This window comes from Arthrobacter sp. SD76 (assembly GCF_049726125.1).
Lineage (GTDB): Bacteria > Actinomycetota > Actinomycetes > Actinomycetales > Micrococcaceae > Arthrobacter > Arthrobacter nitrophenolicus.
The window spans coordinates 2,153,433-2,173,560 of sequence record NZ_JBNBLR010000001.1 but is presented as its reverse complement, the minus strand read 5'-3'; the positions used below and the strand labels follow the sequence as shown (position 1 = coordinate 2,173,560).

Here is a 20,128-nt window from a genome sequence, read left to right as displayed (position 1 = left end):
AAACGAGGAGCCCAGTCCGCTCTGCTGCAGCTCAAGCAGCCCGTTAGGGTCCAGTCGGGCTGCAAGCCGTGACTAGATGCACTTGCTATTCTCAACTGGATCCCTACTCTCGCCACCTGACCGTAAATAGTTTTCGTGCCATGGCCGATTCCATTGACTTACGTACGATTACTATGCTTTAGTGATCCAGCACACAAATTTTGGGGAGCTGTAACGCGGTCAAAATCGGACTGTTCTCCCCACCTTCACAGTGCCCCTCCATCACCGGGACAGATCTCCCTGGTCGATGACGGACGGCTGCCGTGCTCCACATCGGTGAACGACACCGCCGCGGAGACGGCCAAGATCGTCCGTCCACTTTCATCCCATCTCTGCCCTACCCCTGGAGGCCAGGCTATGTTCAACTCAACTCACCGCGGAAATTCCCCGCACCGCGCCAAACAAGGAGCCGGGGGCGCGCTGTCCGCTCTGCTGCTGGTCGCCCTGGCGGCGTGTGGCACCGACGCAAGCTCGTCCAGCAAGTCTGGTGAAGTGGATGTCGCAGCTGCCGAAGCGGATGTCGCAGCAGCTAAGGAGCGAATTGCCCCGTACCTGGTCCCGGTCGAGAAGATCGACGTCGACACTCCGCTGACCAAAAAGCCCGAGGCCGGCAAGGTCGTGAAGTACATCCGCTACAACAACCCGACCGCCGCGGAGTACGACGCGGCTACCGAGGCAGCCGCGGCAGCCCTGCAGTGGAAGGTCGCGATCAGCGCCGTCGACGGAGCGGACCCGCAGTCCGTGAGCAACGCGATGATTCGCGCCGTCAGTGAGGGTGCAGACTACATTGCCGTTCAGGCCGGCAGCCCCACCGTGATGGGGCAGGGCCTCGAAGCGGCGAAGTCGGCGGGCATCCCGGTCTTCCAGACAGCGGGAGTAGGCGAAGCGGAAGGCATCTTCGGCAACGCCCAGGCCGACGCCGCCATAGACGGCAACGTCGGCGTCACTGACCAGGCCATCATCGACAGCGAGGGCAGAGGCACGATCCTTTACCTGAACGCCCCTGACTTCCCCAATCTGGCAGATCTCGACGACATCGTGCCCAAGCACGTCGAGAAGAACTGCGGTGGGTGCACCCTGAACAAGCTGGGCATCTCGGCCGAAGGTCTCAGCGGGGACATCGCGTCCCAGGTGGTCAACGCCATCCGTCAGAACCCCGACACGAAGTACGTCGTCGCAAGCTTCGACACGCTGACGAACGGCCTGCCCGAGGCTTTGGCAGCCGCTGGCCTGGATGACGTCAAGATCTACATCAACTCGCCCGGTAACCTCGCGGTCAAGAAGATCGAGAGCGGGGACTTCCATGCAGGGCTCCTCACGTCGAACGTGAACATGCCATGGCTGGCGTTCGACCAGATGGCGCGCATGAGCGTCGGCATGGACACGCTGCAGGCGGAGCACGCGAAGGTTAGCCTCCAGATGTGGACGACCGAGAACATGCCCAAGGGCGAGACCAGTTGGGCCCAGCCGGGTTACCAGGACCAGTACAAGAAGCTCTGGCAGATCTCCTAGGCGCCGGAGTTCTGGGAAGGATGATGATGAGTACTACCGTGAGCTCGGCGGCCGAGCCGGTCCTTTCGCTCCGCGGGGTCAGCAAGACCTTTGGCGCCCAGCGCGCTCTCGACTCACTGGATCTGGACATCCATCAGGGCGAGATCCACGCCGTGGTGGGCCAAAACGGCTGCGGCAAATCGACCTTGGTCAAGTTGCTCGGCGGATATCACACACCGGACCCCGGCAGCGAGACCGCTGTAAAGGGCGAGCTGTTCGACCTGGGTTCAGCGTCGGCGGCAAACGCGGCCGGCCTGCGCTTCGTCCACCAGGACCTCGGGCTCATTGACGAACTGAGCGTCGCGGAGAACTTCTTCATGATGGCCGACCAGGCATGGGTCTCTCGCATCTCCAAGGCCGATGAGTGGTCCCGCGCGGGCCGAGCGCTGGAGGAGTTCGGCTACGAGATCGATCCAAGGGCGCTCGTGGGATCGCTGACGGCGGCGCAGCGCACCGCGGTAGCCATCGTCCGGGCGCTGTCAGGCGAGGACCGGCCGGCGCTGCTGGTCCTCGATGAACCCACGGCATCACTCGCGGGCCCCGACGCCCAGTTGCTGTTCGACGCTCTTCGGCGTCTGACGGCAGCTGGGGGTTCAGTCCTGTTCATCAGTCATCACCTGGACGAAGTGATGGGTCTGGCAGACACGATCACCGTAGTGCGCGACGGACGCAAAGTGACGACGGTGATGTCTCGAGACCTGTCGCACGACCGTCTTGTTGAGCTCATGCTGGGGCGCGCCCTGACCCCTCGCAGCGAGTCCGACTCGTCTGCGATGCCGGGCACTTCGGACGTCGTGCCGCGGCTCAGCGTGCGGGGAGTGAGTATCGGTGGACTGCGCGCGTTAGATCTCGACGTACGTCCAGGTGAGGTCTTGGGCGTGGCCGGGCTGACCGGCTCTGGTCGCGAGGACCTCGCCGGAGCGGTCGCGGGGCAGACGCGTCACTCGGGGGAGGTGACGATCGACGGGAAGGCCATTCGACCTGGCGACCCCGCCGCTTCGTTGGCCTCCGGGCTCGGGTACGCACCCGCCGAGAGGCGCCGCGATGCACTGCTCAGCACCGCGACACTCAGAGAGAACCTCACGATCGCGGATCTGCGATCCGTCTCGAGAGCGCGCCGACTCAGCCGGCGTCTCGAGCGCAAGGAAACCCAGAAGTGGATGGAGGCGCTGGACGTGAGGCCTCCGATGCAGGAGCGGGCCATCGATCAATTCTCTGGTGGCAACCAGCAGAAGGTCGTCTTGGGCCGACTCCTGAGGACCCGGCCCAGGGTGCTCGTCCTTGATGAGCCCACTCAGGGCGTCGACGTCGGTGCTAAGGCCACCATCCACGACCTCGTGGTTGGTGCTGCTGCCGCAGGAGCAGCCGTCCTCGTCTGCTCCTCCGACGTCGAGGAGTTGGTCCAGGTGTCAACTCGTGTCCTGGTCCTGCGTCGTAAAAGTCCCAGCACCGAGCTTATCGGCACCGATGTGACAGTAGAGCGCATCGAAGAGGAACAGCTCCGCCCCACCGAAGTACGACCCACCAATGACGCGGGACGCGACAGCGACCCGCAAGGATGAGAGATATCGCATGACTGACCTGAAGAGTGCTGCGAGTGTGCTGAGCCCCAGACGGGCAAGCGTGCTCTACTTGCTGGCGCTGATCACCCTGGTGTTCGCCATCACGATCCCGGACCTGTTCTTGTCTGAGATCACGTTCCAAAGCATCGCCCGGAGCCAAGCGGTCGTCGGTATCCTCGCCTTGGCTGCGCTCCTGCCGTTCGTTGCCGGTGAGTTCGACATAAGCCTCGGCACCAATCTCGCGCTGTCGGTGATTCTTGTCGCTTGGCTGAGCAACGCCTACCCCGGGCTCGGCATCATGGTGATCTGTCTGATCGCCGTCCTGGTGTGCACATTGGTGGGGTTCTTCAACGGCATCCTCGTCGGAAAGCTCGGGATCAACTCCTTTATCGCGACCTTGGGCACCAGCCAGATCCTGGCTGCCATCGCTTTGAAGATTTCGAACAACGAGCAGGTGCTCGCCACGCTGCCACAGGCCTTTACTGAGGTGGGGCGGGGACGGTTCCTCGGTGTGCCGAACAGTCTCTTCGTGACGCTGGCTCTGGGTCTGTTGCTGTGGTACGTCCTGCAATGGACGAAGGTTGGACGACACCTCTATGCGTCCGGGTTCAACCGGGAAGCGGCACGCCTCTCGGGCGTGCGAACCGAGCGGGTGGTGATCGGCACGTTCGTCGCCGCGGGCGCGATAGCGGGACTCGCCGGCGTCGTCTTCATCGCGCAGGTGGGAACCTTCTCGAACTCGATCGGGATGCCATTTCTCTTTCCGGCCTACGCGGCCATCTTCCTGGGAGCCACCCAGTTCAACATGCGGCCAAATGTGTGGGGCACCCTTCTGGCGATCTTCACGTTGGCCCTGGGCGTCCAGGGCCTCCAGCTGTCATCGTCGGGCTCAGGATTCTGGATCACCCCCCTCTTCAACGGTGCTGCCCTCGTCGCAGCGGTGATGTTCACTCGTCAGCAGAGCAAGCGGAGAGCGAAAGTGGTGGACGAAGTTCCCAGTGCACCGGCCGTCTCGCCCCAGCCTGACCCGAGTGATGATCATGAAGCGGCAGGAGTCCGGGCGGACACTGTCGGACGGTGACCTCGGCGGTCGCGTGATCCCTTACCGCACGATCACGCGACCGCCGTCGGAACCAGCGAGGGTTGCCCGAAAGCCCCTCGCGTTAGTCATAAATCTCTTGGTAGGAGCGCAGATGCAAACCGGCACAACGTTCGACGACAACCGCTTCCGCGAGGTTCTCGGCCACCTGCCCACGGGCGTGGTGGTGATCACTGCGCTGGCCTCGGACGGAAGGCCCGTTGGGATGGTGGTGGGATCGTTCACATCGGTCTCATTGGACCCGCCGCTGGTGGCATTCCTGCCGGCCCGGACGTCTTCCTCGTTCGCCGATCTTCGTGGCGCCAGCACCTTCTGTGTTAACGTCCTGTCGGCGAAGCAGGAGGACGTCTGCCGCCAGTTCGCGGTGAGCGGCAGCGACAAGTTCGCCGGTATCAACTGGGCTCCAGCGCCCTCGGGAGCTCCGGTGCTTGACGGTGTCGTCGCTTGGATCGACTGTGAGTTCGAACGAGTCGACGAAGCCGGGGACCATTACATCGTCCTGGGGCGTGTAAAGAACCTCGGTACCGGGGTCCCGACCGTTCCGTTGCTCTTCTTCCAGGGCGGCTACGGCGGCTTTGCGACTAAATCTCTCTCCATGGGCGCGAGCGCAAGCATGCTCGAGAGCCTTGCCGTCGCTGACCGCGCCCGCGACGATGTCGAGGCGCTGGCCGCTGACGTGGGCTTCGAGTGCTATGCCCAGGTCTTGAAGGGGCAAGATATCGTCGTCGTCGCTTCCGTGCACCCCCCATCGCGGCCGGTGCAGCCGTCGCGTGTCGGTATGGTGCTGCCTCTCGTCCCTCCGTGGGGCGAAGCCTTCATGGCATGGCTTCCTGAGCGCGAGCAGGACGAGTGGCTTGACCGGTTGAGGACGCCGAACGAAGATCGTGAGCGCATCCTCGACGAGATGGCGACCGTTCGTAGCACCGGTTGGGCGATGACGGTGTGGCGATCCTTGGCTGATATCGATCGAATTAGTGACGTCATCGCTGAGCACGGTCATACGCCGGCATCGGCACGTGAGCTCGCGCGGCTGTTCAGGACGCAGGCGGGCCTCGTCGCCTCGATCCGATCCCAGGAGGACATCGATGGCTTGGACGGCTACCCGCCCGAAGCCGTCGCGTCCGTCAGCGCGCCCGTCTTCGACGCCGGCGGCGGTCTGGCCCTGATGGTTAATGTCCACAACATCCCGCTTGCCATGCCCAAGGGCGACCTGCAGCAGTGCATCGAGCGCCTTCTGGGGACGACGGCGCATATCACGAGCAGGCTGGCCTGACCGGGGCGTCACGCCGGAATCGTTGGGCCTGAAGTGCATCGCGTTCAGAACTGAGGTGTTCACCGTCCAGGTTTTGATCCTCAGAGCAGTCGTACCGGATGGGGTACTTGAGAGCTGCGCCCCGTTGTCGTGTGCAAGGACCCACGGCGCCTGAGGGTGCGATGCGTGGCGGGCAGTGGAAGCGAGGTCGACTTTGCGTTCCCCGTTCTATGGCATTTCGGTACATATCAAGCTGTTTGTGACAGCTGGGTGGGTTTTTTGTGGTTGATTCCTGCGACGGGAGGGATTCCCGGTGCGGTGGGCTTACGACGGTATCGGTGTGGGTTGCGGGCGTAGCAGGCATCGAGAGTTTGTTGTCGTTGCCTGCGCGCCTGCTCGATCAGTCCGTGATGGACGGTATCGGGCGTGTAGTAGTTCAGGCCACTGTGACGATGATGGCTGTTATAGCCTGCGAAAAACTCGCCCATGTATTCCCGGGCGTGCTGCAGGTCTTGGAACCGTCGCGGGAAATCCAGGTCATATTTCACGGTCTTGAACAGTGACTCTGAGTACGGATTGTCATCAGAAACCCTCGGGCGCGAGTAGGACAGTGTGATGCCCAGGGCCCGGGCGAGGTCCAGCGTTGTGCCGGCCCGCATTGGTGCGCCGTTATCGGCATGCAGCACCGCTGGGCACTGTTTGTTCCTGGCCACGGCCTCGCGGATCAGGGCCGAGGCGAAGGCCGCGGCTTCGGTGGTTTCGACGCGATGCCCGACGACCTTGCGGGAGAAGACATCCAGGATGGTGTAGAGCCGGTAGGTGTGTTTGCCAGGCCCGTGGAGCATCGTGATGTCCCAGCTCCAGAGCTGGTTGGGAGCCGTGGCTTCCAGGACGGGCTTGATCCTTTTAGGGCCGGTGCTGCTGCGTTGCGCGCGGCGGTCACCGTTCTGCCCGTAGCTGGCCACGATACGGTGGGCGGCGGCGATCGAGAACGAGCAGAGACCCGCGTCCAGCATCCGGTAATAGGCCTGGGTAACGGAGAGATTCCCGTATTCTTCGGAGTTCAGTGTCGCCATGAACTCCTCGGCTTCGGTCTGGGTGATCCGGTTCGGGTAGGCCCGTTGGGCATGGGGCACCGTGATCCCTGCCGCGACGGACGGGCTCAGATGCCGATACCAGGCAGTGCGGTGAAGGCCCACCAATGCGCAGGCCTTCACCGCTGACCAGCCGGCCGTCACCAGCTTCCCGACGAAGGTCAGGGCGATGTCTTTCCAGACTTTGGGATCAACCACTCCGGCCGCTGCGGCTCCGCTTCCTTCAGCACGGGGTCCGTCGCCGCCGCGCTCTTGGCCATGGCGTCCAAGAGCGCGGAAGCTTTTCCCAGGATGTCCACCGCAGCCTCGGACCTGGCCAGCTTGGCCTTGAGGATCTCGTTCTCCTTCAAGACCTGTTTAAGTCAGCCTCTTATCGCCTTGCCTCAACCGCTGGTCCTCACTCCCTGTCTTGAATCTGGATCTCAGCTCGCCCGATTCACGCTGCCGGACCCAAAGCCGGATAGTGCCATCGGTGATGCCCACCGCACGGCTGAACGCGATCTTGGACCCACGCTCAAGGCACTTGTCGTACTCATCAAGAATCTCGTGCTTCTGCGCGAGAGTGAAGTGCTTCCGGTTCGAGGCACGAGGAGGGATAACAAAATCCATGACGGACCTTTCCTCGCCCTGTGTGTCAGGCAGCGTCGGCAGCAAACCTGTCGCACAACAGCCTGACACACAGGGATTTCGAAGGGCAGGGCTTTGTAGGCGGTGTTTTTGTTCATGTTCCAGCCTGCGACGAGGCCGGAGGCGATCATTTGGTCGCTGAGGCGTGCGAGGCGGTAGGTGGGGTCGGTGTCGAGGGCGAGTTGGAGGAATTGGTGTGCTTTGCTGCCTCTGCCTTCCCACCAGTTGATGTAGCCGATGGTGGTGAGGACCGGTGCTTGGTGTTGGGGGCTGGTGCGGGTGTAGGCATGCAGAAGTAGTTGTTGTGCCCACTCGATTCGTGACCATTTCGGGGCACCCTGGGTTTGAGCGAACAGGATGCGCTTCATAGGTTCGTCCAGTCCGGGGATGTCCGCGATGAGCCGGTCACGGATGGCTGGGAATTGAAGGTTTGCGACCAGTGCGTGACAGTCGTCGTCGCTGGGGAAGGACACGGAGTCGAGCATGCCGGCCCACAGTTCCCTGGCCGAGATGTCGCGGTCGTAGTCGGGAGGGCTTGGATAGTGTCCATATGGCGTTCGACGGCGGCCGCCTTGATGGCGCTTTCGTTGGTGGTGGGGAGTGTGATGCGGTTGGTGGGTTGGACGGTGCTGCCGCGGTAGATGAATTCGGCGTTGATCGCGCTGGTCTGGGTGGAGCTGACGGGTAGGGCGAGTTCGTGTCCGGGCTCGCCGTCGTAGGGGGAGAAGGTGTCGTCGCCGACGAAGAGTCCGTCGCGGATGGTGATGCCTTGTTCTGAGAGGACTCCGGTGAGTGCGGCGATAGTGGCGGCGTGGGGTTTGGGTTGTCCGGGCTGGCAGGGTTCGCTGGTGTAGACGGCGAAGAGCAGGGACGTGGCTGTGGTGTCGCTGGTGAGGTAGTGGGCGACGGTGCGTGCGTAGGGGAGTTCCTGCCCGGGTAGGCGGGGGAGGTCGATCCGCAGTGTCGCGCCGATGCTGTTCTCGTTCAGGGTGATGCAGACCAGGCTTTCCTTCGGCCAGAAGCCGAGGGTGTGCCCGATGAAGCTGAGGACGTCCGGGGGTGTCTTGATGGTGAGCTTTTCCATGATCCCTGTTCCTTTACCCTTGGTGTTTCCGTGACTTTTCTGCGGTTGTTGGTGGTGGGCGTCGTTCTGGTAGGGACCATCCGCTGGGGTGGGGCCGGAGTGCAACTTGGGGGACCGGCAACGGGACCGAAAACTTCATCCCCAGGCAACGCTCCACAGCGTCGAAAGCAGAAGTTTTCGGTTCCGGGGCCGGCGCAGTAGCGCCCTGGTTGCGCGGAGGACCTGCCCAGCGATCATGGGGCATATCAGAATGACAAGCAGCGATGGAGCTTCTGCTTGTCCATCAGCGGCACGCGGCTCAACGGCATGACGGTTAGAAATCAAACTATGGTTGGTCGGGCGTCCGCCGTATTCAAAATTGAGGTTCGGGTTATTGGAGCCCTAGTTCACGAGGATTAGACTCGCGGCACTGGTTCGGCCGGTGCGGCGGATTTTTGGGGGCAACGTGGGTTCTGACTTACGCGTTTTGCGGCAGTATGGCATCTTGCCCGAAGACTGGCGCTGGTTTCGCGCCCATGGGCCGGCGAAAGTGACAGCTACTCCGCGTTATCGGGCTGTGGTAGGGCGGGTCCTACATGGATCTCTGCTGCGGATAGTCCTGGTTATTGTGTCCATGGTGGTGGCGATGCCCGCGATCACGTTGCTGTCTATCGTGACTCGTCTAAGCCTTTATCAACTGGCTCCGGTCACTCTTGCAGTTCTGGTGACCGGGACGGTCCTAATCGTCGTCATTCTGACCAGATTGATCAAGAGTGTGCGGCACGCCGGGGCGGAAGCTCTCCGCGAGGAGTTATCTGGCCGAGTATTCGGTTCACCGGGGATGGTACTGGCTGCCGTTGAAAAGTACGGCCAGGGCAGAGCCGAGGCCGGTGCACGGGGAGAAATCAGCACAGCTCTGCTTCTGGAGCTGCTGCTGCGCATCCCGGGCGTCACCGTTTACCACGGCCTGCAGTTCCCCGGGAACGATGACGCAGACGTGGACCACGCTGTTGCCTTCCGAAACATCGTCTACCTGCTGGATTCCAAGCTCTACCGGTGGGGGCAATACGAATGGAGCACCACCGGAGAGAAAGATCTCATCGTCCGCTCGGACGGTTATGGGCGAGGCACGGCAAACTGGATGCACGTCGCTGCCCACGGCTACCAAAGACTGCTGGGTCCACACGTCGAAATCGTTCCCATGGTGCTCATTCACGGCCGCAAAGTCTCAGTTGGGCACAGAAGCGTTTCCTCCCGAGGTGTGCATATGCTGACCGCTGGCGAGGCTATGGAACGGATAGGCAACACCATTCACGGCGCACTCGAGATCGGGCAGGACAATCCCTCCGTCCGGGAGGCCCTGGCACGTAAATTGAAAACGGCCTGAGCTGAATGCCCGTTCGTTTTTACCGGCGCGCAAGTTTCGCATTGTCTACGACGGCGGGTTGGGTCGGCGTAAATTGGCGTGTGTACATTGTCCACACTTTTCGTCTCGGATCGGGTCCTACATCCCTTGGAATGCTCCGGATTCCGCATGTTTTCGCGGGTTCCCAGTGTTTGCAAGGGCGGGAATGCGGTTCGAGTCCCACCTCGGGCACGCAAACCCCCTCGTCAGAGGGGGTTTTTCTTTGTGGGCGTGTGTACAAAGCTTTGGCCCGTTGACTCTGACGCTTGGTTCGCGGTCTTTGGCCTGGCCGCCGCGGTGGCCTATTTGGGTGTGTGGGTGGCGGGTTCAGGTCCTTGGCGGGTGGGTCCTCCGCCTGCTGCGGGCTAGGATCAGGTGGTTCCTCGTTCCGGTACTGTCGGGTTGGTCTCCGGTGGGCCAACACCTGTTCATGGCTTTGGGCTGCGAGTACGACATGATGAACTCAAGGATGGTGTCTACACCTCGTCTGCTTATTCAGAGTGGGCTGGGGATATGTCCACTGTCACGTGCGGGCACATGATTTCCTAGTCCAGGCGCCAGAAAATGGAAAGACCGAGACCAGCCGGACACACCACCGGCTGACCTCAGGTTGTGGTGGCGTTCCGGCTGACGGCAGACATCGCATGGGGTGTTGAGAGGTATGCAATGCCCGTCTGCCACGTTCACGTGTGTGACGGGTCGCGCATTCTTAAACGCCGAAACACGTACCGCGCCCGATCTGCAGGTTGAGTTGCGGTACGTGATCGGCGTTCACGTTTCCTTACGCTCGGATTGTCAGGACCGGGCAGTCGGCGTTCAGGAGGATGCTTTGGGCGGTGCTTTCGAGGAGGAGTTTTCCCACCGCGGAGGGCCGTCGCAAACCGAGGACGATCATGGCAGCTTCTCCGCTGGTGGCGATGTCGAGAATGTCCGTGGCCGGGTCGCGGCCGATGTGCTGGATGATCTCGTGTTCCAGGCTGGATGCCTGCAGGGTGTTGTCGAGCGCTGTGAGTTGGCTGTCTTCGGCCAGGTTGGTGTCGACGTGCGGTTCTTCCACGAATCGAAGTGTCGGGGACATCCGCCGTGGTGCCCACGCATCAAGGACGACCGTCGAAGGTCGCTGGTGTCCGCAAAATGATGGGCAGGTGGCCGACCCGGCCGGACGAAAAAAATCCAGACTTGAATTTAGGGGTGGCTGCCCCGAAACTCTCCGAATGGGAGTCATCGAAGAAATGCGGGCACTTGGCCATGTCGTGGACCGGCTCGCTGAAAAGTACCCGGACGTGCCGCGGCATCACATCGAAGGCATCGTTGAGCAAGAGCACAGGTTGCTCGACGCCGGCAGGGTGCGGGATTACGTTCCGATCCTTGTCGAGCACGCTGTCAGGGACAGGCTAAGACAGTAGCTGCATGGCGGGACTCTGGTCCGGAGATGCCAGGAAACCCCTTCCCGGTGATGGGACAGGGGGCTTCCTGGCTTCGTACTTACCGGTCAGCTTCTTCCGGCGCAGATGCGCCGGGAACGAGGGTGTACTGCTTGGGCAGCTTCAGTGATCGTTCGGCCATGACCTCGTGCAGCCGGTCCGGGTAGTCGGTGATCAGTCCGTCGACGCCGGCGTCCATGAGGGCGCGCATGGTGGGCTTATCGTTGACGGTCCAAGGAATGACCTGCATGCCCGTGGCATGGGCACGGTCCACCATGTCAACGGTCACGTAGGGGGAGTAGCCGGCGTCGGTGACCTTGCCGTCCTGGGGTGTGCCGTGGACGGGGGAGATGGCGTCGAAGCCGAGGAAGGATGCGGCCTGGACGAGGTCCCCGCCGAAGTCGTCGGAGTCGATGCCGCCCAGCCAGGGTGAGGCGCCGGGCTGGCCAGCCTGCAGGAAGTCCTTGTTGGTCAGCGCGACCGTGCGCAGGCCGGGCTCACGCTCCTGCACCAGGCGCAGCGCGCCCCAGTCGAAGCTCTGGATGGAGACCCGCTGGAGCATATCCGCTTCCTTGATCTCGCGGAGTGCGACGTCGACGAACTGTTCCCGCGGTGCGGTCTGCTCGGGTGCGCCGGCTTCGACCTTGGTTTCGATGTTGAACTTCACCTGGCTGGCCCGGTAGCTGCGGGCCAGTTCGAATACTTCGGCCAGGGTCGGCATCTTCGCGCCGGGGGATGCCTGCTGGCCGGGGTACTTGGGCAGGGTTTGGGAGCCGCAGTCAAGGCTGCGGACCTGCTCGAAGGTCAGGTCCTTGATGTATTTGCCGGCGTAGGGGAACAGGGGGTCGCCGGCCGTGACTGGTGCCGTGTCCCGGCATTTTTGGGCGCTGATCTTCCGGTCGTGGGTGACGACTTCACGGCCGTCCTTGGTGATCTGCAGGTCCAGTTCGATGGTGCTCACGCCGGTTTCGAGGGCCTTGGCGAAGGATGCGAGCGTGGATTCAACGGTGAGGCCGAGCCCGCCGCGGTGGGCCTGGAGGTCGAAGTGGTTGGCCGTGCCGTTGGGGTTGGTGTCCGCTGCGTGGGCCGGGAGGGATGTTCCCAGGGCCATGCCGGCGGTCAGGGCAGCCGCGGTCAGCAGCTTGGTGTACTTCACGATGATTCTCCGAATCGTGTCATGGGGATTAAGCACGCCCAAGCATTCCTGCAACCGCCATACCGCAGGGGACGCTGAGGCAGCGCACACATGACATAGAGGTGAACGCGAAGTGTGTCACGGCGTGTACACCGGTGCCGTCTGGCAGCGGCGCAGGAGGGGGAGCAGCCCGCAACCGTGTATGGCGGGGCGCCTGGACAGAGGGAATGCCCTATGTACGGTTGCGGACTGCCCAGTTAATCAGGGGCGGGCTTCGAAGATGATCAGTTCGGTGCCCGCGTTTTCCTCGCCGTCGTCGGGGGCGGCGAACAGGCGCAGGACATCGCCGTCAGATTCCAGCGCAACCGGGTTGCGTGTCACGGAGTGGCCGGCGGTGGAGAATTTCTGGAAGGGAACCTCATGGGCGATCCTTCCGTCTGAGAGGTCGGTCAGGGCCAGGCCGCCGAGCTCGAAGGGGTTCCCGTCAGCGGTCTTGAGGCCGGTCACGCCGGAGCAGAGCTGGTGTCCGGCGCCGGCGTACTCGCAGTCCTGGTAGTCAATGAAGTGGCTGGGGTTTGCCTGCGAGCCCAGCAGCGCCCCTTGGCGGTTCCAGGTGAACAGCTTGCGGGAACCCCAGCTGACGCCGCTGACTCGGTTGGTTTTGCGGTCGGCGACGACCCCGCCGACATGGTCTGCCTGGCGGAACTGTTCCGTGACCTCGTAGGTGTCCGGGTCGATGGTGTAGACGATTGAGCTGCTGTTGGGCCGGTACTCGGCTACGGGAACCCAGATCTTTTCGCCATCGAAGTCCGTGCCGCCGGGGTGATAGATGGTGTCCTCGCCCAGGACGATGTCTTTCAGGAGGTTTCCTTGCCGGTCGAGGACGAAGACGTGTCCGCGGCCTTTGCCGGTGGTGCGGTCGTAGCCGTCGACAGGCGAGGGGTAGCGGACCGTTGGTTCAATGATTTCGACGCTGCTGAGGAAGATTTTGTCGCCGACCAGCGACATGCCCTGGGGATGGTAGGTCGGGAAGTCGAGTTTGAGCTTTTGGACCTGTTCCACTGGGTGTTGCGGTCGACTTTGGCAAAGGCTTCCGCTTCTGCCGTGAGGCCCTTCGGGGTTTGGCCGTTGGTCGCCACAGCGGAGGTGCCCGCTGTCAGGGCGGCTGCGGCGATCGCTGTGATGGCCAGGACGCGCTTCATCTTCATGTCTGCTCCAGGTGAGTGATGGGGATGCCCGGTAGGGCGCGAACCAACTTAGGCGCCGGGGATGGCAGGAGAAACAACAACAGGTGTCCAAAGGATGAAACGGCAGGATGCAGGCCTGTCACCGCGGGTAGGAGCTTGCCCCTGTTTGTGGCTTTACAGGCACCCACCGATGCCCGCCGCCGGGTGCCAGGTTCAACAGGGTACGCGGCTGTGGCTACGCACCGCCTTCATGAGGTGCGAGCATGTCCTGTGCATGCTCCATCAGCGACCGGGGCCGGAATGGCTTGGTCATGACGGCATTTGCGCCGGCTGCCATGAATTCGTCTGCGAGGTGCGGGTAACCGGTAAGCATGAGGACGGGCATATTGCTGAAGCTGCGGATCCGCCGAAGTACGTCTAGTCCGTTCAAGCCGGGCAGACCGTGGTCGAGGACGACGATGTCAGGTACTTGCTGTCTGGCCGAGATGACACCGACTTCGCCGCTGGCCGTCGTGTGCGCCTCAATGCCGCAGAGTCCCAAAACCCCTTTTATCAAGCCAGCAATATCCTGGTCATCTTCAATGACTACGGCTGTTTTTTCGGCGGACACACCTTGTTCTCTCTTTTGGACCATTCATAGCGGCTCATGGCAACGAATTCGTCCTCTTGATGCCCGGCCATGGATGTGGTTTTGGTTCCACAAGCAGCCCGTCGCCCAAGTCGGGCCGGGCTTTTTGCCCTATGCCGTGAACCCGGTCATCCTTGCCGTGCCGTCGTAGCCGCCGGAAGGTGCCTTGAGCCCGTAGAGGCCACCGACAGTCGGGGCCACGTCCACCGTCCGTGCCGGGTCTGAAGAAGTGCGGCCGCGGGCCACCTTGGGGCTGCCTCCGGAGATAAAGAACGGGATGGGCTCGGTGGCGGGATGCCCGTGGTTGCCGGGAATCGGATTGGAGACGATGTACGGGTCAGAGAACCGCCAGCCCGCGCGGCAAAAGGCCGCCAGGTCTCCGGCCTCCGGCCCCAGTCGCAGCTCGGCAGGTGCGTGTACTGACAGCACACCGGGGTGGGCCTGGACCAGGGATCGCGCAGCCTGGAGGCCGCTTGCCTTCTGATCCGCAGGGCCGGTCCAGTACAGCAGGTCCGCGCCGCCGTTCTGGGCAATGGTGAGTGAGGACCTGAGGTCCGGGCGTGCCTGGAGGATCAGGTCCACCGAGATGACGTTGGTGGGCAGCGACCAGTCCATGGAATGATCTGCAAGCACGACAAGGACGCTGGACTCCCACTTTCCGGTATCAACCAGGTGATCCACCAGCCGGCCCACCTGCAGATCGGTGGCGGCGAGGGCGGCTGTGCGCGCTGCCTGGAGCGTGGTCCCGGTCAGGTCCGAGTGGCCCATGCGGTCGACGTCGCCGAGGTTGGTGAACGCGAAGTCCGGATCCGGGCCGCTGACGATGGCCAGCAGCGCATCCATGGTGGCGGCGTCCGGGGCGTGTCCGGTGACCGGCAGCAGCGGATAGGGCTCCCAGCGGTAGCTCGCCCGCGTGCCGAAGATGCCGTACAGGTACTCCTTGCTCAGGACGGAGGCAGTGGTGAGGCCGGACTCGCGCAGGCGTTCAAGCAGCGTTGGAAAACGGAGGTCGGTTTCGCGGTCCATGTCCCTCGCTGCCCCTTCGGCGGGATCGAAGACCGAGTTCGCGGGGACTCCGGACCTGTCGGGCCGCACGCCGGTCATCATCATGACGTGATTCGGGATCGTCTCCATCACCGGCAGCGACCTCGCGGCAGGGAAGTTGGTGCCCTCCGCCCGCAGGGCGGCGAGCCGCGGGGTCAGTCCCGGCGTGATCTCGTCCGGCCGGCAGCCGTCCACCACAAGGACGTAGGTGCGCGTCCGGGCGGTGCCGGGATTCGTCGTCGGGCTGGCCCACGCGGTTCCGGCCGCCGCGGAAAGGACGACGGCGGCACTTCCGGCCCCGGCAAGGCGCAGGAACTGGCGGCGGTCCGGGTTCACAGGGCGCCTCCGGTTGCCGGAACGGCTTTGCCTGTGCCGGCACCGACCCTGAACGAGGTGGACAGTGTGGCTGCCGAGGCCCGGGCCGTCCGGTCGGCAAGGACGTACCAGTCCATCCGAACCCCTGCGGGCGTGACGTCCAGGACGGAGTAGCCGTGGGAGTCGAAATCCAGGTACTTCACGTGGGGGTTGGCAGTCCTGATGGCTGCCTCCACGGCCAGGGAGGAGGTCCGTGGCGGAGTGTTCATTATGTCGTCGAGGTTGTCGCTGGTCACCGACGTGCAGACGAGTTCAGCCGCGACCGAGTCGCCGGTGGTGGGGTAAGTGAGGGGATCCGCGGGAATGTCGCAGGCCCAGCCGGAGTGGATGTCACCGGTGAGGAAGACGGTGTCCTTGACGCCCTGGTCCCGCAGGTGCCGGATCACCCGGCTTCGGTCTGCCTCGTAGCCGTCCCATTGGTCCACGTTGTAGGGGACACCGTCGATGGTGGTGCCACCCATGAGCTTCTGGACGCCCGCCACTTCGGCCAGGCTGAGCGTCGATGGAACCCTGACAGGGGCAATCATCACGGGGTTGCCCACCAGCTTCCACTGAGGACCGCCGGAGGTGAGGTTGCCCAGCAACCAGTCCATCTGTGCATCGCCTGTGATGGTCCGGTCCGGGCTATCCACCGCGGGATCGAGCCCGTTGGCAGCCTGCTCACTCCGGTAGGAGCGGAGATCCAGCATGGACAAGCTGGCCAGGGAGCCGAAATCAAGCCGGCGGTACAGCGGACCGCCGGGCTGGTAGCGCACGGGCATCCATTCCGCATAGGCCTGGTTGGCCGCAGCGCGGCGTGCGGCCCACAGGCCTTCCGCGCCCTCGGTGTGGTTCTCTGCCCCTCCGCTCCAGGCGTCATTGGCCGCCTCATGGTCGTCCCACGTGACGATGAAGGGTGCAGCGGAGTGGAGCGCCTGCATATTGGGATCGGTCTTGTACTGGGCATGCCTGCGCCGGTAGTGGGACAGGGTGGTCATCTCGACGGCGGGATCGTGCGGGCGTACCACGACGTCCCTCGCCTGGTATTCCCCTGGTGCGTACTCGTAGAGGTAATCGCCGAGATGCAGCACGGCGTCGAGGTCCCCGCGCTGGGCAAGATGGCGGTAGGAGCTGAAGTAGCCAGCCTGGTAGTTGGCGCAGGAGACGACGCCGAAGCGGAGGCGCTCCACCTGCGCTCCGGCCGCCGGGGCAGTCTTGGTCCGGCCGACCGCGGACACCGCGCGGCCAAAGGTGAAGCGGTACCAGTAAGGCGTGCCCGGCTGCAGTCGGCCAGCGACCACCTTCACCGTGTGGTCACGCTCCGGCCCGGTCTTCACAGAGCCCTTGGAAACAATCCTGCTGAAGTCGGGGTCCGAGGCCACCTCCCAGTTCACGGTCGCGGCCGGGCCGAGTCCTGAACCAGGTGCGGCTTCCGGACTTGGGTTAACCCGCGTCCAGAGCACCACGCTGTCCGCATATGGGTCACCGGAGGCCACCCCATGCGCGAACATTGGGTCAGCCGCCTGAGCCGGCTGGAAGGCAAGAGTTGCAGCTCCGGTCGCAACAGCGGCAAGGCCGGCCGAACGGAGTACCTGGCGTCGGGTGGGTGAAGGAACGTACTGGCGGGTAACAAAAGGCATGTACTCCAGTATCCCCACCTCCCACTGACCGCAAGCACGAGTTCGCCGAATATTCACCATCGGGGCACCGAATGTTTTGAAGCGAAAACCGGTGAGTACTCTAACGCGGCCCCCTACGACGCTCCATAGCCCGGCGACCCCTCCTTCGCCAAGCGACACACTCCCTCGCGGCGGAGGCGATCCTGGGCCTGCGTAAAGTGCAGGACGTCGCCGGCGTAGTTGCCGTAGCCCAGGAGCACGCCGCCGCCGTTGTGGGCAGTCTTGGCCACGTTGTAGATCTGCTGCGCGGACGGGGAAGCGAAGAGGTTGCCCATTGCAGCGCCGTGCGCCAGGCCCTGGCCCCACCAACCCAGCGAAGGCCGGGTAGTGGCCTGAACCGCCGCCGATCACCAGGGCCACCGTGTCCGGTGTGCTTCTAGTATTGCGGACAACGCCGCCGGAGACGCGCTTGACCCAGCGGTCGTGAGCGCCTGCTGGCCTTCTTCACCAGCGGCGACATTGCCCCGGGGACCAAGCTGCCGGCGGAGCGTCAGCTGGCCGCCTCACTTGGCGTGGGCCGGTCAGCCGTGCGCGAGGCGCTCGCCGCCCTGGAAATCCTGGGCATCGTGGTGGTCCGGCCCGGTTCGGGCACCTATCTGCGGGACGGCGTTTCCGAACTTTTGCCGCGGACGCTGAGCTGGGGGTTGATGCTGGGTGCGCCGAGGACCCGCGAACTCGTCGAGCTGCGCAGCGGCTTGGAAGTCCAGGCTGCCCAGCTGGCGGCGGAGCGCGTAACCGACGAGGCCCTTGAGCGGATGCGCGCCAACCTGGACACGATGGCGGCCACGCTGGACGACCTGGCTGCGTTTGTGGAGGCAGATGCTGCCTTCCACCGCGAAATCGCGGCAGCCTCCGGTAACAGGTACTGCAGGAGCTCCTGCAAAGCATCCGTTCGCTTCTCCGCATTTGGGTGGACCGGGCATTGACGGATGAGGGACATGCGGCTGCTGCCCTGAAGGAACACACAGAAATTCACAGGGCACTGGAGGCCCGTGATCCTGCCGCCGTCACAGCCTCAATGCAATCCCACATGGATACAGCATCGCGTCGGCTCCTTCTTGGCTTGGACGCTTCCCATTGGCGCGAATGCATCCCTAAGGCGGTCCTCGGCTTATCTCTCCCGGGATCCGGCTGATGGTGAGTGGCGGCTCCCTACCGCTCATCAGATCGAGCAGCACTTGGGCTGCCTGTGCATGCAGTGTCGGGGCGACCGCGGTGATTCCGGGTCTCCGGATTTCAAACCAGTCCGGATCACCGTATCCCGCGGGGTCGTTTACACGTGGGATGGGCCTGAACCAGATGCGGGGCAAGCTCGGGAGCTGACCGCCAAGCGCAACGAGCTCGTCAATCGCTCCCGCGTCGCCGCGACCCAGGTCCAGGTCAAATGCAATCCTCGGGATTAACTGATTCGATCTTGAGCTGCTGTCCTGCGTACCCTCTCACGAGTAGTGTCGCTAAACGTAGTTGGGCCCTCGATAATCCAGTGCACAACTATTTCAGCTCATAGCCGCCTGACCAGGTCAGGTAGCCGTTTCGTTCGTTTGGCTGTAGAACCGTGCAAAGCGGTGAAGGTAGAGGTACATTCCGAGGAAGACCACGGCACCTAGGAGCGGCCCTGCCCAGAAAGCGATGGGAGTGCCGTGGATGAGGACCGCCGCCGCGCCGAATACCGCTCCAACCACCCCCACACCAGGGCTGGCGGTAGCGAGCTTGCCCTGAATCTTTCTGCCAACTTGACGGTATCGGATGCTATGGAGGACGGCGAAGAGGATAAAAGCGCTGCCCATTATCAGGGGCCAAGGCATTTCAGCCACTGCTACAACGCTCAGAGTCAGCCCGTACATGGCCGCGAGGGCAAGCCAATAGTTCCTTGCGATTATTTTCTTGTTCATCAGCATCCTCGGTTGATGTCGATTACAGTTCCTGCGATGGCCATAGCGGCTGAGCAGCCCAACGCCGCCATCGGTCCGAAGAATCCGAGAGCACCGCAGAACGCCGCATTTGTGCTCCACCACGCCCAGAATGCTGCCCAGGCAGCAGGGCATTGCGGAAAAGCGGTCTGCATGCCCATGCTGCCTTTTCCTCCGCCAACCATGATTGGCTTTGCCTTGACGATCTGGGCAATTCTCAAGCTGTTCGGCCCGTCACTGACTTCCAGCGAAAGGTATCCGAGGTCAGTTAATTCGACTAACGCCGTCAGGACGTCAGTTGGCATTAAAGCGGCTAAGAATTCTTGCTGAAGCCGGCTGTCGAAGCGGCTGTCAGAGGAAAGAAAAGCGGTAAGCGGTTTTGATTCTTCGATAATCTGAAGCCGCACCGCAAAACCAAGCGGATCAGCTGACTTAGCCTGCCTTAGACGGTTCAAAGCTTCCTGCGTTTGAGCCGGATTGGGTTGAAGCAGGGCGACGCCCGAGCTGGCCGCGGCTATGGTTTTGGCGCCAGCAGCTCCCGCGGGTCCAATCGATGCCGCCATGAGCGCTACGACGGCAGTAAAGGTGGCTGCCAACCGGCAAAAGTGTTTCCAAGCTTTTTTGTTGTAAAACATGTATCCCCCAATACGGATTTCACAAATCAGTTGCGACTGCGATCCCGCCGGCCCAGATTTTTGGAGGCGGCAGTGGGGCCAAGGCTACGTATGGCCATGATGCATCGCAAGTCAAACACTGTCCCGACGCTGCCTGACAGAAGAAGCGGCATGGGCGGCAATTATTTATCCTAAGTTCTTGCGCCACCACGCCGTTCACAGTGTGGTCTGGGCGATGAATGGCGGTGCTTCAGCCCACCTAAACGTCGCCTTGGATGTCAGAGGCGGGTGTGAGAAGCAGTCAGGTCGGCTTGCGACTGCTGCTCGCCTGGCTCGTATCCCTGGGAAAATGAGATGTCTCATCGTGCGGAGAGACGTGTGACCTGCACAATCGCTTACTTCTAGGGAATGGTGGACGCGCGAGCGTAAGGCGATTCTCGTAACTTATGTCTCATAACTTC

17 protein-coding genes and 3 pseudogenes are annotated in these 20,128 nt (G+C 62.9%); 7 read left to right on the top strand and 13 right to left on the bottom strand.

Translation table 11 applies throughout. The features are described from left to right. The first annotated feature begins 396 nt into the window (after positions 1-396). The 4 genes from ACPEE0_RS10770 to ACPEE0_RS10755 all read left to right on the top strand — a co-directional run bounded on the left by ACPEE0_RS10770 (position 397) and on the right by ACPEE0_RS10755 (position 5,524). Positions 397-1,551: a sugar ABC transporter substrate-binding protein gene (locus tag ACPEE0_RS10770; RefSeq protein ID WP_009359449.1), complete on the top strand. Its 1,155-nt coding sequence runs from the start codon at positions 397-399 to the stop codon at positions 1,549-1,551. Positions 1,552-1,589: 38 nt separating this feature from the next. After that, positions 1,590-3,152 carry a sugar ABC transporter ATP-binding protein gene (locus tag ACPEE0_RS10765; RefSeq protein ID WP_200859201.1) on the top strand — a complete coding sequence of 521 codons (1,563 nt, stop codon included), beginning with the start codon at positions 1,590-1,592 and terminating at the stop codon, positions 3,150-3,152. A gap of 10 nt (positions 3,153-3,162) precedes the next feature. Further along, complete coding sequence (locus ACPEE0_RS10760; RefSeq protein ID WP_009359447.1) at positions 3,163-4,233, top strand: ABC transporter permease; 1,071 nt, start codon at positions 3,163-3,165, stop codon at positions 4,231-4,233. 112 nt (positions 4,234-4,345) lie between these two features. Beyond that, positions 4,346-5,524, top strand: a complete 1,179-nt coding sequence (locus tag ACPEE0_RS10755; RefSeq protein ID WP_354177411.1) for a flavin reductase — start codon at positions 4,346-4,348, stop codon at positions 5,522-5,524. Positions 5,525-5,751: 227 nt separating this feature from the next. Here ACPEE0_RS10755 and ACPEE0_RS10750 read toward each other — a convergent pair whose 3' ends face one another. From ACPEE0_RS10750 to ACPEE0_RS10735, 4 genes and pseudogenes are all read right to left on the bottom strand, one after another. Next, positions 5,752-6,795: an IS3 family transposase gene (locus ACPEE0_RS10750; RefSeq protein WP_407709889.1), complete on the bottom strand. Its 1,044-nt coding sequence runs from the start codon at positions 6,793-6,795 to the stop codon at positions 5,752-5,754. Beyond that, positions 6,759-6,947 (bottom strand): hypothetical protein, encoded by a 189-nt coding sequence (locus ACPEE0_RS10745; protein ID WP_424574480.1) that lies wholly within the window; start codon positions 6,945-6,947, stop codon positions 6,759-6,761. Before ACPEE0_RS10745 ends, ACPEE0_RS10750 begins: the two co-directional genes overlap by 37 nt. A 72-nt stretch (positions 6,948-7,019) precedes the next feature. Further along, positions 7,020-7,871 (bottom strand): DUF4192 family protein, encoded by an 852-nt coding sequence (locus ACPEE0_RS10740; protein WP_424575269.1) that lies wholly within the window; start codon positions 7,869-7,871, stop codon positions 7,020-7,022. An 81-nt stretch (positions 7,872-7,952) separates the two neighbouring features. Then, positions 7,953-8,308: pseudogene (locus tag ACPEE0_RS10735) on the bottom strand (DUF4192 family protein); the annotation flags it as partial. Positions 8,309-8,921: 613 nt separating this feature from the next. Here ACPEE0_RS10735 and ACPEE0_RS10730 point away from each other — a divergent pair. Further along, positions 8,922-9,674, top strand: coding sequence for a hypothetical protein (locus tag ACPEE0_RS10730; protein ID WP_424574479.1), 753 nt, complete (start codon positions 8,922-8,924; stop codon positions 9,672-9,674). A 799-nt stretch (positions 9,675-10,473) separates the two neighbouring features. Here ACPEE0_RS10730 and ACPEE0_RS10725 read toward each other — a convergent pair. After that, the gene (locus tag ACPEE0_RS10725; RefSeq protein ID WP_338058426.1) at positions 10,474-10,770 is read right to left on the bottom strand and encodes a universal stress protein; all 297 of its coding nucleotides are present in this window, start codon (positions 10,768-10,770) and stop codon (positions 10,474-10,476) included. On the opposite strand from ACPEE0_RS10725, the gene ACPEE0_RS10720 reads away from it, so the two are divergent. Then, positions 10,652-11,098, top strand: a complete 447-nt coding sequence (locus ACPEE0_RS10720; protein ID WP_420874314.1) for a three-helix bundle dimerization domain-containing protein — start codon at positions 10,652-10,654, stop codon at positions 11,096-11,098. The genes ACPEE0_RS10725 and ACPEE0_RS10720 overlap by 119 nt on opposite strands. A 79-nt stretch (positions 11,099-11,177) precedes the next feature. Here the strand turns inward: ACPEE0_RS10720 and ACPEE0_RS10715 are convergent, their stop codons facing one another. The 6 genes and pseudogenes from ACPEE0_RS10715 to ACPEE0_RS10690 all read right to left on the bottom strand — a co-directional run. Further along, a complete protein-coding gene (locus ACPEE0_RS10715; RefSeq protein WP_424575268.1) occupies positions 11,178-12,272 on the bottom strand; it encodes a glycerophosphodiester phosphodiesterase in 1,095 nt (364 codons plus the stop codon). Positions 12,273-12,512: 240 nt separating this feature from the next. Continuing rightward, positions 12,513-13,313: a DUF6454 family protein gene (locus ACPEE0_RS10710; protein WP_424574478.1), complete on the bottom strand. Its 801-nt coding sequence runs from the start codon at positions 13,311-13,313 to the stop codon at positions 12,513-12,515. Positions 13,314-13,673: 360 nt separating this feature from the next. Continuing rightward, on the bottom strand, positions 13,674-14,048 hold the full coding sequence (locus ACPEE0_RS10705; protein WP_009358917.1) for a response regulator transcription factor: 375 nt from the start codon (positions 14,046-14,048) through the stop codon (positions 13,674-13,676). Between the two features lie 129 nt (positions 14,049-14,177). After that, on the bottom strand, positions 14,178-15,446 hold the full coding sequence (locus tag ACPEE0_RS10700) for an alkaline phosphatase family protein (protein WP_424574477.1): 1,269 nt from the start codon (positions 15,444-15,446) through the stop codon (positions 14,178-14,180). After that, entirely contained in the window at positions 15,443-16,975 is a 1,533-nt protein-coding gene (locus ACPEE0_RS10695) for an alkaline phosphatase D family protein (protein ID WP_424574476.1), read from the bottom strand. The genes ACPEE0_RS10700 and ACPEE0_RS10695 overlap by 4 nt, the downstream gene beginning before the upstream one ends. A gap of 281 nt (positions 16,976-17,256) precedes the next feature. Continuing rightward, positions 17,257-17,572, bottom strand: a pseudogene (locus ACPEE0_RS10690) (dihydroxyacetone kinase subunit DhaK); the annotation flags it as partial. A 2-nt stretch (positions 17,573-17,574) separates the two neighbouring features. On the opposite strand from ACPEE0_RS10690, the pseudogene ACPEE0_RS10685 reads away from it, so the two are divergent. Further along, positions 17,575-18,278: pseudogene (locus ACPEE0_RS10685) on the top strand (FadR/GntR family transcriptional regulator). Between the two features lie 385 nt (positions 18,279-18,663). Here ACPEE0_RS10685 and ACPEE0_RS10680 read toward each other — a convergent pair. After that, complete coding sequence (locus ACPEE0_RS10680) at positions 18,664-19,035, bottom strand: hypothetical protein (RefSeq protein WP_009358912.1); 372 nt, start codon at positions 19,033-19,035, stop codon at positions 18,664-18,666. After that, positions 19,035-19,688: a hypothetical protein gene (locus tag ACPEE0_RS10675; RefSeq protein WP_354177342.1), complete on the bottom strand. Its 654-nt coding sequence runs from the start codon at positions 19,686-19,688 to the stop codon at positions 19,035-19,037. Before ACPEE0_RS10675 ends, ACPEE0_RS10680 begins: the two co-directional genes overlap by 1 nt. Positions 19,689-20,128 lie beyond the last annotated feature (440 nt).

Excerpts from the sequence above, each read along its gene's own strand:
- ACPEE0_RS10770 (WP_009359449.1), top strand. The coding sequence starts at position 397 with ATGTTCAACTCAACTCACCGCGGAAATTCCCCGCACCGCGCCAAACAA.
- ACPEE0_RS10760 (WP_009359447.1), top strand. The coding sequence starts at position 3,163 with ATGACTGACCTGAAGAGTGCTGCGAGTGTGCTGAGCCCCAGACGGGCA.
- ACPEE0_RS10755 (WP_354177411.1), top strand. The coding sequence starts at position 4,346 with ATGCAAACCGGCACAACGTTCGACGACAACCGCTTCCGCGAGGTTCTC.
- ACPEE0_RS10730 (WP_424574479.1), top strand. The coding sequence starts at position 8,922 with ATGGTGGTGGCGATGCCCGCGATCACGTTGCTGTCTATCGTGACTCGT.
- ACPEE0_RS10720 (WP_420874314.1), top strand. The coding sequence starts at position 10,652 with ATGATCTCGTGTTCCAGGCTGGATGCCTGCAGGGTGTTGTCGAGCGCT.
- ACPEE0_RS10725 (WP_338058426.1), bottom strand. The coding sequence starts at position 10,770 with ATGTCCCCGACACTTCGATTCGTGGAAGAACCGCACGTCGACACCAAC.
- ACPEE0_RS10695 (WP_424574476.1), bottom strand. The coding sequence starts at position 16,975 with ATGTTCGCGCATGGGGTGGCCTCCGGTGACCCATATGCGGACAGCGTG.
- ACPEE0_RS10680 (WP_009358912.1), bottom strand. The coding sequence starts at position 19,035 with ATGAACAAGAAAATAATCGCAAGGAACTATTGGCTTGCCCTCGCGGCC.
- ACPEE0_RS10675 (WP_354177342.1), bottom strand. The coding sequence starts at position 19,688 with ATGTTTTACAACAAAAAAGCTTGGAAACACTTTTGCCGGTTGGCAGCC.